The 12923-nt window shown below is 64.4% G+C and carries 9 protein-coding genes; 7 read left to right on the top strand and 2 right to left on the bottom strand.

The genetic code is table 11. The features are described from left to right. The first annotated feature begins 38 nt into the window (after window positions 1-38). Window positions 39-3149, top strand: a complete 3111-nt coding sequence (locus TSO352_RS12700) for an efflux RND transporter permease subunit (RefSeq protein WP_109107691.1) — start codon at window positions 39-41, stop codon at window positions 3147-3149. Window positions 3150-3227: 78 nt separating this feature from the next. Here TSO352_RS12700 and TSO352_RS12695 read toward each other — a convergent pair whose 3' ends face one another. After that, window positions 3228-3692 (bottom strand): ester cyclase, encoded by a 465-nt coding sequence (locus TSO352_RS12695; protein ID WP_109107690.1) that lies wholly within the window; start codon window positions 3690-3692, stop codon window positions 3228-3230. A 94-nt stretch (window positions 3693-3786) separates the two neighbouring features. On the opposite strand from TSO352_RS12695, the gene TSO352_RS12690 reads away from it, so the two are divergent. Further along, window positions 3787-4725: a LysR family transcriptional regulator gene (locus TSO352_RS12690; protein ID WP_109107689.1), complete on the top strand. Its 939-nt coding sequence runs from the start codon at window positions 3787-3789 to the stop codon at window positions 4723-4725. Between the two features lie 267 nt (window positions 4726-4992). Here TSO352_RS12690 and TSO352_RS12685 read toward each other — a convergent pair whose 3' ends face one another. Beyond that, the gene (locus TSO352_RS12685) at window positions 4993-5361 is read right to left on the bottom strand and encodes a hypothetical protein (RefSeq protein WP_146210758.1); all 369 of its coding nucleotides are present in this window, start codon (window positions 5359-5361) and stop codon (window positions 4993-4995) included. Window positions 5362-5865: 504 nt separating this feature from the next. Between TSO352_RS12685 and TSO352_RS12680 the strand changes: the two genes are divergently transcribed. From TSO352_RS12680 to TSO352_RS12660, 5 genes are all read left to right on the top strand, one after another. After that, window positions 5866-7194 carry a carbohydrate-binding domain-containing protein gene (locus tag TSO352_RS12680; RefSeq protein ID WP_247872066.1) on the top strand — a complete coding sequence of 443 codons (1329 nt, stop codon included), beginning with the start codon at window positions 5866-5868 and terminating at the stop codon, window positions 7192-7194. A 241-nt stretch (window positions 7195-7435) separates the two neighbouring features. After that, entirely contained in the window at window positions 7436-8500 is a 1065-nt protein-coding gene (locus TSO352_RS12675; protein ID WP_109107686.1) for a GNAT family N-acetyltransferase, read from the top strand. Between the two features lie 750 nt (window positions 8501-9250). Continuing rightward, entirely contained in the window at window positions 9251-9949 is a 699-nt protein-coding gene (locus TSO352_RS12670; protein WP_199231588.1) for a sugar transferase, read from the top strand. Between the two features lies 1 nt (window position 9950). Continuing rightward, the gene (locus TSO352_RS12665) at window positions 9951-11543 is read left to right on the top strand and encodes an O-antigen ligase family protein (protein ID WP_109107685.1); all 1593 of its coding nucleotides are present in this window, start codon (window positions 9951-9953) and stop codon (window positions 11541-11543) included. A 10-nt stretch (window positions 11544-11553) separates the two neighbouring features. Further along, window positions 11554-12864 (top strand): hypothetical protein, encoded by a 1311-nt coding sequence (locus tag TSO352_RS12660; RefSeq protein ID WP_158284584.1) that lies wholly within the window; start codon window positions 11554-11556, stop codon window positions 12862-12864. Window positions 12865-12923 lie beyond the last annotated feature (59 nt).

Raw genomic sequence — 12923 nt, 5'->3', positions numbered from 1 at the left:
GCTCCCTGCCCGTTCCATTCTCTAGCTGAGGCCACGCGATGTTTCAGGCGATCGTCGCCTTCAGCCTGCGGCAACGCATCTTCGTTCTCGTCGCCGCGCTGATCCTGGTCGGCTGGGGGCTGTTCGTCGCACGCGACATGCCGATCGACCTGCTGCCCGAACTGCGGCAGCCCGCCGTCACCGTCGTCACTGAATCAGGCAGTCTGGCGGCCGAGGAGGTCGAGCAGCTCGTCACCCAGCCGATCGAGGCCGCGCTCAGCGGGGTGGCCGGCGTGACGCGCGTGCGCAGCACGTCGAGCGCCGCCTTCTCGCGCGTGATGGTAGTGTTCGCCTGGGGCACCGATCCCTATCGGAACCGCCAGCTGGTGACGGAACGGCTGTCGCAGGTGCAAAGCCGGCTGCCGGCCGGCTTCACCCCGCAACTGGCGCCGATGTCGGCGGCGACCGGGCTGATCATGCACATGGGCGTGACCGGCGGCGCCGACCCGATGGCCTTGCGCGAGTATGTCGAATGGACCCTGCGCCCGCGCCTGCTGGCGCTGGAGGGGGTGGCGCAGGCCTTCCTGATCGGCGGCGAGGTGAAGACGTTCCGCTTCACCCCCAACCCGGCGGCGATGAGCGACCTCGGCGTCTCCCTCCAGCAGGTCGAGCAGACGCTGACCGCCTTCGGCACCAACAGCAGCGGCGGCTTCGCCGAATCCGCCGGGCGGGAATACCCGATCCGCAACATTGGGAAATCCGCCCGGCTGGAGGACATGCGCCGGCTGGTCGTGGCGATGCGCGACGGGACCCCGGTGCTGTTGAGCCAGATCGGCGACGTGCAGCTCGCGCCCCGGGTCAAGCGCGGGGACGGCGCGTTCAACGGCGTGCCGTCGGTGAACATCTCCATCGTCAAGCACCCGTCGGCCAACACGGTGCAGGTCGACGCCGCCATCCGGCAATTGCTGGCCGACATGCAGGCCACCGCACCGGCCGGCGTCAAACTGGGCCAGGTGTCCTACAGCCAGGCCGACATGATCAACGAGGCGATTTCCAACGTCGGCACGGTGGTGCGCGACGGCGTGGTCATCGTCGCCGTCGTGCTGATGCTGTTCCTGGCGAACCTGCGCTCCACCGTGATCTCGCTGCTGGCGATCCCGATCTCGCTGGTGGTCAGCGTCATCGTCTTCCACCTGATCGGCGCCACGCTCAACACGATGACGCTGGGCGGCATCGCCATCGCGCTCGGCGAACTGGTCGACGATTCGGTGGTCGACGTCGAAAACATCCTCCGCCGGCTGGGCGAGAACCGGAAGCGGGCGCAGCCGGAACCGACGCTGACGGTGATCGCGCGGGCCTCGCAGGAGGTGCGCTCCGGCATCGTCTACGCCACGGCGATCATCCTGCTGGTGTTCATCCCGCTCTTCGCCATGCCGGGCCAGCCGGGGCGCATGTTCGGGCCGCTGGCGATGGCCTACATCGTCTCGATCTTCGCCAGTCTGGTGGTGTCGGTCACCGTCACCCCGGTGCTGGCCTCCTACCTGTTCCCCGGCATGCGCAGCCTGGACCGCGCCCATGAGGGGCGGTTCGTGCGCTGGCTGAAGCGGGGGAACGAACGCGCCCTGCTGTGGGTCCTGGACCACGCCCGACCGGTGCTGATCGGCGTCGGCGCCGTGGTGCTGGCCGCCGCCGCCTCGGTCCCGCTGCTGCCGCGCTCCTTCCTGCCGGAGTTCAACGAGGGCAACGTCTATGTGACGCTGCTGCTCAGCCCCGGCACCTCGCTGGCCCAATCCTACCGGATCGGCCACATGGCCGAGCAGATCATCATGCAGGTGCCCGAAGTGCGCGCGCTGTCGCGCCGCGCCGGACGGTACGAGCAGGACGGCGACGGCGATCCGGTCAACGACAACGAGTTGCCGATCAAGATCGTGCTGGACCAGGGGCGCAGCCGTCACGAGGTGATGGCCGACATCCGCAACCGGCTGTCGATCTTCTCCGCCGACCTGTCGGTGACCCAGTTCCTGACCGAACGGATGCAGTCCGAGGACAATGGCGTCCGCGGCGCGATCATCCTGAAGATCTACGGCCCGGATCTGGCGACGCTGCGCTCGCTGGCGGAACGGATGCGCGACCGCTTCGCCCGCGTCCCGGGGCTGGTCGACCTGCTGGTCGAGCAACAGCAATACACCCCGCAACTGCGGGTCACCGTCGATTACGAGCGGGCCGACCTGTTCGGCATCACCCCCGCCGCCATCACCCAGGCGCTGGAAAGCTTTTCGAACGGCCGCACGGTGTCGCAGATCATCGACAACGGCCGTCGCTTCGACGTGGTGATGCGGCTGTCCGACGAGGACCGCACGCCCGAACGGCTGGGGATGCTGCGGATCGACACTCCGTCGGGCTCGGTGGCGATCTCGTCCTTCGCGACGGTCGCGGTGACGCCGGGGCCGAGCCTGATCCTGCGTGAGGACGCCGTGCGGCGGATCGCGGTGATGGCGAACACCGACGGGTCGGACACGGCGAAGATCGTCGCGGCGATGCGGGAGATCATCGCGACCACGCCGCTGCCGGTGGGCTACCGGACCAGCCTGGAGGGCAGCTTCCGCGAGGGCGAGAGCGGCCGGGCGATGATGGCGATCCTGACCCCGCTGTCGATCGCGCTGATCTTCCTGGTCCTGCACCAGCGGTTCCGCTCCTGGCGGCTCTGCCTGATCGTCATGGGCAACGTGCCGCTGGCGGTGGCCGGCAGCGTCGCCGCCCTGTGGATCACCGGGCAGGACCTCAGCCTGGCGACGCTGATCGGCTTCATCGCCGTCACCGGCGTCGCGGTGCGCAACAGCCTGCTCAAGGTCAGCCACTTCATCAATCTGAACTTGCATGAAGGGATGCCGATGGGGCGGGCGCTGATCCTGCGCGGTTGTGCGGAGCGGCTGACCCCGGTGCTGATGACCGCGCTGGCCGCCGGGCTGGCCCTGATCCCGCTGATGGCGGTTTCCGACCGGGCCGGCACCGAGATCCTGCAACCGGTGGCGATCGCCATCTTCGGCGGCCTGATCAGCTCGACGCTGCTCGACACCTTCACCACGCCACTGCTGTTCGAACGGTTCGGCCAGCGGGAGTTGCGGCGGGTCATCGCCACCGACGCGGCGATGGCCTCCGAAACCTTCTGATCGACGGCACGGGCCGGCCGGCCGTCGATCCCCCGGCCGTCAGACCGGCGCCGCCGGCGGACAGGCGGCCGGCCTTCGTCACGCGTCCTCCTGCGCCAGGACCGGGCGGGCTCCGATCTGGTTCATCCAGCCGAACCAGTCTTCCAGGTGCCAGGTGTGGGTCAGCCGGCCGTCGGCGATGCGGTGGAACTCGTGGATCGCCACCCGGAAGGACCGGCCGGTCGGAGCGACGCCGAACCATTCCCCGCGGTGCGTTCCGGTCATCACCGCGCGCACCGCGGCCCGGCCGGGCGCCCCGATGATCTCCAGAACCTCGATCCTGGTGTCCGGGAAGGCGGCGAGAAAGCCGCGGATCAGCGGTTTCATCCCCTCGCGCCCCGGCTGCTGCCCAGGATTGAGCGGGATGTCCTGCCAGTCCTCGGTCACGGCCTCGTCGAGAAGGTCCGGGTTGCCTTCGCTGAAAGCGCGGTAGAGCGTTTCGACGGCCCGCCGTTCCTGCGGTGTCAGGCCGGTCACAGCCAGTGTGTCGTCGTTCGGTGCCATGGTGGCTTCCCCTGTCGGCGGTGCGATGAGGGGACGCTATCCGACCTTGCTCCATACTTGAAATCGATCCTGTGTATATGGGAATATCCACCCCATGGATTTGCATGGCATCGACCTGAACCTGCTCGTCGCGTTCGACGCCTTGATGGCCGAACGCAGCGTGACGCGGGCCGGGACGCGCATCGGCCGCACCCAGCCGGCGATGAGCGCCGCCCTGGCGCGCTTGCGCGGGCTGCTGAAGGATGAGCTGTTCATTCGCGGACCGAACGGGTTGCAGCCGACGCCGCTGGCGCTCGACCTGGCGGAGCCGATCACCCACGCCCTGAGCGAAATCCAGCGGGCGTTGGAATTCACGCAGACCTTCGACCCGTCGACCACGACGGCCAGCTTCAGCCTGGGCCTGTCGGACCACCCGACCTTCGCCCTGCTGCCCACCTTGCTGGAGATGTTGCACGAGCAGGCTCCCGGCATCACTTTGCGCGTCCGCAATTTCACCGCGCGGGACGATGCCATCGGCATGCTGGACGCGGGCGAGGTCGATCTGGCGGTGGGCGTTCCGTCGACATCCACCGGCCGGATCCTCAGCCGACCTCTGTTCGAGGAGCGCTTCGTCTGCGTCGTCCGCAAGGGGCATCCGACCCTGCGCCCGCCGCTGCACCTCGACAGCTTTCTGGAGCACCCGCACCTTCTGGTGTCGCCGGAAAACGAACGCTACGGGCTGGTCGATGCGGCGTTGGCCAAGCAGGGTTTGAAACGCCGGCTGGCGTTGACGCTGTCGCACCTCTACGCCGCCCCTGCGCTGGTTGCCCGATCGGATCTGGTCGCGACGCTGATGGAAGGCGTGGTCACCGCGTCGGGTCATGCGGAACGGCTGTGCGTCATGCCGGTCCCGCTTGAGCTTCCGGCGATTCCGTTCGTCCTGTCCTGGCACCGCCGCAACGACGTCCACCCGGCGCAGCGCTGGTTCCGCGATCTGCTGGCATCCGTCCCACCCCGTGCCGGCCTCCGCCCGGCGGAACAGCCGAACCGGTGACACGCCGCATCCGCAGGCATCGTGGAGGTCGACAAAACAAAGCACCTACCGAACAACCTGGCCGAATAACCCGGGCTTGCGTCGGATGGTGAACCGTCATGGTGAAGGCGGGCACCTTGGTGGCGTGGACTTCAGGGATTTGCAGGATTGGGTCGGGGATCACTATGCCGTCGGGCAAAGGCCGAACGCTCCCGACAGCCACGGTCTTCCAAGGGAGTCCGCCGCTACGCTCCTCCCAACCCGGACCTCCTGTCCACGCCCGTCTTCCTACCGGATTCCGATACCGGTAAACGCCTTGTGAACATGCCGGCTCGCGAACAACGCGATTGCCACCCCAACCAGTGCTCCAGTCGAACTGGCGGCGAAGTCGCCGACCCCCGGATGACGGCCTGGTGATAGATTCTGGAGCAGTTCCATCATGCCGGCCAGCAGAGCCAGCCAGCCGAACAGTTCCCATGCCGGCTTCCGCGGCAGATAAGCCAATCCAACGAAAACGCCGGTTCCCGCATAGGCCATCAGATGCTCCATGTGCCCGTCCATGCCGGTGCTTGGGTAGTCCGCACGGGGCATCAGCGACAGGATGACGATGGTAAGCACGCACCCCCACGCCGCCAGACGCAACAGCATCGACACCATCAAAGCGCCTCTTCGATGATCAACGGCTGAACTCCCGTCAACTTTAGAAGATCGTTTGGAAAACCAGAAGGAGCGGGTTGGAAGTACCCTGCCCAGCCGGGCTGGCATCCAACGGATAACGCGGTTCAACAAGACGAGCGCGTGTCGTCAACGAACGGATCCCAGCCTTCACTCACTTCCTATGCGTGCAGGACGCGCTACTCATGTTCAGCGGAAAAGATATGGATGAGCTTACCTCTTGCATCCCGACACTCATCCAATTCGGAATGTATCCTAGATGAATCAGCGCAATGATTCGACAGTCTAGAAGTGCATTTCCTTTGGATTCATTCAGGTTTTTCAATGTCTTCAATGATTAGGCGAAAACAATACCGACATCTAAACACATCGGTTTCTGTCCCAAACTCATCACAAGTCTACAAATATCGCCATATTTTCGTAAACCTTTTATAAACCTTCTCGGGCCAATGTTCCTGCACCGGTACAACGGAAAGGAACACAAAAGTGAAATCGACCGTTACTGTTAGCGCCTATGGCACTTCCGCCCATAATGTTATGCCGCACTTCAATATTTTGATGGACGGCAAAAAGATTGGCGAAGGATCAGCCACCGCTTCAGCAAAGGACTTCACCTTTTCTGTCGATACCGTCGCCAACGCTGCTCACAAGCTGCAGATTCAGTACGACAACGACACAAACTGGAACGGTCAGGATCGCAACCTGATCGTCAACAAGGTCACTCTGAACGGCCACACGGTGTCCGCCACCGACAGCATCGTCAGCTACGACCGCGGCGCCCTGGACGGGCGCGACGTCGTGCATGGCCAGTCGGAGATGTGGTGGAACGGCACTCTGGTCGTCAACGCCGACAAGAGCTTCTTCGCGTCGACGGTCGCCTCGACGCCCACGGCCACCGCGCCGACGACACCCGCGCCCAGTTCGACCGCGTCGACCAGCGGCGGCTATGACCGGCCGTTCGGCGAAAACGCGCCGTGGAACGTCGCGGTCAAGGGCCTGCAGGTGGACCCGAACAGCGCGCATCTCGCGGACCTGTTCTACAATCATGCGTCCGACCGCCCTGGCAACTTCAACCTGAACCTCAACGAGGGCTTTGCGGTCTATTCGGCCAAAGACGCCACGGGCATGTTCAAGGTCGACACCAGCTACAGCACCAACATCGACGGCAAGACGATCCCGTGGAATCCGAGCTGGAAGGCTCCGGACACGTCGGACGGCAAGGTCATCGTTCTCGACCCCGACACCGGGCGGGAATGGGATCTCTGGCAGACGAAGTTCGACGGCTCGACCGTGCACGCCGTCAACGGCAGCCTGGTTCCGGGCGACTACCACACCTACGAAGGCGGCAACATGCCGTCGCGCGGCGCCGGCATTGAGTATCTCGCCGGTCTGGTCCGCCCGGAGGAACTCGCCGCGGGCAAGATCGAGCATGCCCTGGCGATGACCATTTCCAACACCGACGGCGATCGTTTCGTCGCCCCGGCCACCAAGCTGGAACATCCGGAAAACCCCTCGGGTGGCATTCCCGAAGGCACCCGCTTCGCCCTGAACGTCACCGACGCGCAGATCGACAGCTGGACCAAGACCTTGCCCGTGGCATGGCAGGACGAAGGGCACGTCATCGCCACGGCGCTGCGTGACTACGGCTGGTTCATCACCGACACGTCGGGCGGCGCCGCCTCGTTCGAGTTCGAGGACAAGGCGTCGGCCGGCACGGACTATCACAACATGGGCATCGCCGACGCGGGCAACATGCTGGACGGTTTGATGCATCAGAGCCAGATCTACGCCCTGACCTCCGCCGACCACTACTGAGGCCGGCGCCGGGCGGCAGCCGGTAGCCGCCCGGCATCAGGCGTGAACGCTAGGCCACGGTCCCGAACGGGACCGTGGCCTTTTCCTGTCCCGATGCGCTGCCCCTCCGTTCCACTTTCGCGCAAAACTCCTCGGAAAGTTCTACCCACCCCGTAGCAACCAAGCCCGGGGAGAGCGCTGCTATAGATTCGCCGAGGCGCGCGCCGCCGGACCGCAGCGATCACCGGGCAGGAGGGCGAACATGGGCAAGATGGACGCGAATTCGGATGCGACACCGTCATCCAGGCTTGAGGCAGCGGCAGCCGGACCGGTCCGCGTGTCGGTGCGTGTGATGGCGACGGTCGACCTGGTGGCGTGGGATGACTTTGCGCAACGCTGCCGCGCCTCTTTCCCCAGCGCCGGCATCATGGTGCGGTTGAACCGGTTGCGTGGCCGGGTGCTCGCCATGGAATTCTTCCTCGATCAGCCCGACGGACCGGACCGGAAGATCGGCCAATGCGCGCTGGCGATCCGCGGCGCAAAGCGCATCTTCCTTGACAGCCTTATCCTCGCTCCCGGGTGCAAAGATTTCTGGCACGACTGTTTTGCCCTGGCGATCGCCACGGCCGGTCCGGGGCACTACCGCTACGGCTCCAACTGGACCGTGGAGACCGATTACCCGGGCAAGATCCTCGCCATCCCCGGGGTCGTACCGACCGGGGACGTCGGGGGCTATCAGGATGTCGTCGATTTCCGCCGTTGGGCCTCCTTCGAAGAGTATGTCAAGGGCGTCAGCGCCAACATCCGCCGCAACGTCGCCGCGGTGGAAAAGATGAGCGAACCGCCGCGGATCGAGGAGTATCGCGGGCTCGCCATCTTCCGCGCCATGCATCATCTCTCGCTCCTCCGCAGGGCGGTGCTGGCCAAACGCGGTGTCCGGATCAATCTCGTGACCGACTATCTGGCGCGCGCCGTGAAGATCGTCATCTTTCGCCGCTACGCCCGAATGACGCTGTTGCGCCACGGCGGCAAGGTCCATTCGGTGTTCTATGGCATCGCCTACGGGCCGACCCTGCATTACAACGCCGGCGCCACCCTGCCGGAGATCAACGGGCTCGGTCCCTACATGTTCATCCACCTGATCCGCCGGTGGTTCGGGGAGCATCCCGATGGACGCCTGCTGATGGGGTTCGTCGATGGCCGGGGCATCGACGACAAGGACCGCTCCGGCCCATTGCTGTTTCGCCAGAAACTCCGCGCCATGTCGTGCGACGGCGGCCCGTTCGGATTCGATGTCGTTCAAATTCGACCGACTTCTCACCGATGACCATAGAAAGTTAAGTCTGTTTACTATATATTCTCATTATTAAAGACATTTGAACGGTTCATCTCTTTCGTGCGTGGATTACAGGCCCCATCTCCTTTTGATTGGGCGGCGCGACCGCTTTCAACAATGAAGCGGATATGCGAAACTTCCAACGAATTAATCTGACAACCTTACGCTGGTGATAGTGGCATAGTGTTCAGTAAATCGGAGATTTACGAATGCGTGCACACCTCGCTGATTTAGGAGAATTTCCTAGCTACTTTAGCCTTTTCCAATAATATGGAGTCGTGATAATATCCAGGCCTCTTAGATTTGGACTGGACTCGTTCCGTTAAAGTCAAAATTACTGCGTACAAAAGGCAATATAGGCTCCATATTCCGAAAGATTTAGACGATAATTGATGACCGACATATTTACGGCATTGGCACCATGGCGGATTATGATTTTGCGACCGGGACGTCTAATTGGACTTCTTGGCGCTACCTGTTCATTGACTACGTGGACTGGACACTGGCTTCGTGCCTAAGAACCACAACCAAGCACGCCTGATCAATCGCACCTGACCAATCGCACACGAACGGACGACCAAAAAGAGCACTGGCTGCGGACAGACCCGGCGCCTTCGGTGGCGACCGCAATGATCCTGCGTGACGGAACGCCCCACCACGCGCTGGGGACCTGCCGTCTCCAGAGCCACGCACATGACATCGGCCAGACGGGCGACAGGGCGGTGCCGCGAGGAGGACGCGATGTCGAACGAAGCCGCCTACAGTGGAGCTGCCTACACAGAGAAAGACTTTATCCCGGAGAGCTGGTTTTCGTCCATGATGTATGGGGGAAAACCAAGAAGAGCTGCCGCCTATGCAAGCCGTAAGCGGGTGTTTGATCTGATCGTAACGATCATAGCTGTGGTGGTTTTGCTGCCACTCTTCCTGGTCTGTGCCTCTCTGGTGAAATTGGAACATCCGTCTGCTCCGATATTTTTCGGACAACAACGCACCGGCCTGCAAGGCCGCCGTTTCACCATGTACAAATTCCGAACCATGGTCCCAAACGCCGAACAACTCAAAAAAGAATTGTCTGAGAAAAATGAACTAACTTGGCCAGATTTTAAAATAAAGAACGACCCTCGCATTACAAAAGTAGGGTATTATTTGCGGAGACTCAGTCTCGACGAAATCCCCCAACTGTACAGTGTGCTGAAGGGCGACATGTCGCTGGTGGGCCCCCGCCCCACCTCCTTCCCGGCCGACACCTATCACACATGGCAGCTTGAGCGGCTGGCGGTACGGCCGGGGATCACCGGCCTTGCCCAGGTCATCGACCGTGACGGCATGCTGTTCGAGCAGCGGGTCCGCTACGACGTGACCTATGTCCGCAACTGCTGCCTGCTGCTGGACCTCCTGATCATCTACAGGACGGCGTGGGCACTGGCCCGGGGACATTGACATGTCGAACCCGATCGCCGGATACGCCGAGCGCCCCCCCGCACCCTGGTCCGACGGGCTTTGGCAAGATGGCACACGGAGCGGGAGCGCGTCGCCGACGGCCCCGCCACGACCCAGCAGGCTTGCCTTCCGTCGCTGGCTGCCGGCGGCATTCGCCGCCGTTGCCGTCCTCGGGATCGCCGCCGTCGCCTTCGGAGACCCGCTGAAGGCGGCCGTAATCGCCGCTGCGGCAGCAGCGGCCGTGGCGATCCTGATCGAGCCGAAGCTGAGCCTGCTCTTCATCCTGCTGTCGGTGCAAACCAACCTCGCCTATGTCGCGGAACTGCACCACGGCATTCCCGACCTCGGCCGCACGCTCGTCCTTTACGTCGGCGCGGTGCTGATCGGGCATGCGGCGGTCCTGGGCCGGCGCCGGCCGTTCAACGCCGGTGCGCTGATGACGCCGGTGCTGTTCATCATGACCATGGCGCTGTCGCTGTTCTACGCACGCGACCTGGACCGAACCCAGGAGGTCCTGTTCAGCCACGTGAAGGACATCCTGGTCGCGGTTCTCCTCATCGCGCTGGTCACCGACGTCCGCCAGCTCCGGCTGGCGGCGTGGAGCTGGATTCTGGCGGGTGGCGTCATAGGCACCCTCGTCACCTACCAGACGGTTTCCGGGGACTTCGCGCAGCAGTTCGGCGGCTTTGCCATGAGCGCGATCCATCAGATCACCGGCGAGGTCGATGCGCCACGCGCGTCCGGACCGCTTCCGGACGCCAATTACTTCGCACAGTCCATGCTGATGGTAACCGCCGTCGCCCTCGACCGTCTCATCCGCGAACGGGCATGGCCGCTGCGGCTGATCGCCGGCTGGTCATTCCTGGCCGGCGTGACCGGAATCGTCGCTTCCTTTTCACGGGGCGCCGCCATCGCGCTGGCCCTGCTCGGCGCTTTCATGGTCTGGCGGCACCGCCGGTCCCCGGCCCTGTGGGGCTTGGTGGTGCTGGCCGTGGCCGCCGCGGTGTTCGCGCTGCCGGAGGAGTTCAAGGGACGCATGCAGTACGGCCTGCCGTTCCAGGACCACAGCAGCGTCACCGTCTACACCGATCCGTCGGTCGCCGGCCGCGTCGGCGAGATGACGGCCGGCATCGAGATGTTCCGGGATCACCCGTTCCTGGGGGTCGGCGCCGGCAACTACGAATCCAACTTTCAGCAATACTCACTCAATCAGGGGCTGATGGTCCGTGGCTCCGACCGTTCCGCCCACAGCCTCTACCTGCAAACCGCGGCGGAAAAGGGCGTGCTCGGACTGATCGTGCTCGGCGCGGTGCTGTGGGCGTCCTTCCACGGCGTGCTGTCGGGCCGCCGCCGGCTGCTCGATGCCGGCGAGGACGACGCGGCGTCGCTGGTCGAGGCGGTGGGCATCGGCCTGCTGCTCTACATGGTCGCCGCGATTTTCCTGCACGACGCCTTCGCCAGATATTTCTGGTCCTACGTCGGTGTGGCTTTGGCCCTGTCGCACATCGCACCTCGGCAAGCCGCGCTTTGCGCCGGCCGATCCTTCCCGGACGCAGGGAAGGATCACGGCCTGGCACAAGCACAAGAGCCGTGAGGGGAACAGCATGGAACAGCAAACCTTGACCTTGCGCATGGCCTTGATTGCCATCTGGCAGCGCAAACTGATGATCGCCCTGTTGACGGCGCTCATCGCCGGGGCGGCCTCCGTGGTCATCTACACCCTTCCCCGCCTCTACCAGGTCGAATCGAGCCTGCTGCTCATCTACAAGGAGGAATACAACAGCCTGTCGCCCACCGGCCGGTATGACGGCGGCATCCGGGTCAACCTGGCGGAAGCCATCGGCTCGGAAATGCAGATCCTCAACAGCCGGACCATCAAGGCCGAAGTGGTCGACCAGCTCACCCCCGAAGGCATGTTCCCGTCCCCACCGCCGACGCCATCCCTGGCGGAGCGGGTTTGGACAGCGGTCGGCGCCCCGTCGCTCGACCTTGCCGCACTCAGGAACCGCGCCGGCGAATGGCTGGCCCAGATCGGGATCGACGTGGCGTCCGCCGCCCCCACTACGGCCGCCGGCCCCGCGGGAGCCGCGCGCCCCGACGCCAGCCCGACCGAAAAGGCGATCGAACGGCTGACGGAGGGCATCAACATCCGTCGCGTCGAGGGATCGAACATCGTGATGATCCGCTACACGCACCCCAATCCGGAGATCGCCGCAACGACCCTGAACACGTTGGTCGACACCTTCCGCAAAAGGCGGGAGGAGTATTTCGCCAAGGTCGACTATGCCCCCCTCCAGCGACAGTTGGAGGCGGCGGAGGCGCGGCTTCGCGACATAGACGGGCGTATGGACCGCGTGATCCGCGCCTCCTCCAACACGGTTGGGCTGACCGAGCAGGTGCGCGTGCTGACCCAGTCGCGCATCGCCATCGCCCAACAGCTGGGTGACACCCGGAGGCTGTCGACGCCGGAATGGCGGGCCGACCTCCGCGACCAGCTGAACAAGATCGACGGGCAGTTGGCCGCCGCCGCGCGCAGCGACCAGGAACTGCAGCGCCTGCATTTCGAACACGAGAACGCGCAGAAATCCTACGACCATTACCGCAGCATGCTGGAAAGCGCCACGACGGCCGAGACGCTGCGGCAGGCGCAGGCGCCGACCATCCGCGTCGTCGACCGCGCCTTTCCCCCGCCCAAGCCCACGGGTCTGGGGCCGAACACCATGGCCGCCCTGGCGCTGGTTCTCGGCACGATGCTGTCGATGCTGCTGGCGATGGGCCTCGGGCCGAAGCAGAGGGTGCTGACCGCGCCTCCGACCATCCGCGAGATCGAACGCCAGCTCAAGGTTCCGGTGCTTGCCGTCATCGAATATGGCGGAGGCGGAGCCCCCCGGCAATTGCAGCACAGACCGCTCTGACCGCGGGGGCCTCCCCCACGTCGCCCACCACATCGCCGCGCCATCAGACGTGAGGCACG

Source organism: Azospirillum sp. TSO35-2 (genome assembly GCF_003116095.1).
Taxonomy (GTDB): domain Bacteria; phylum Pseudomonadota; class Alphaproteobacteria; order Azospirillales; family Azospirillaceae; genus Azospirillum.
Note: the sequence above shows the minus strand (reverse complement) of the source record. Positions and strands in the feature narration are given on the sequence as shown.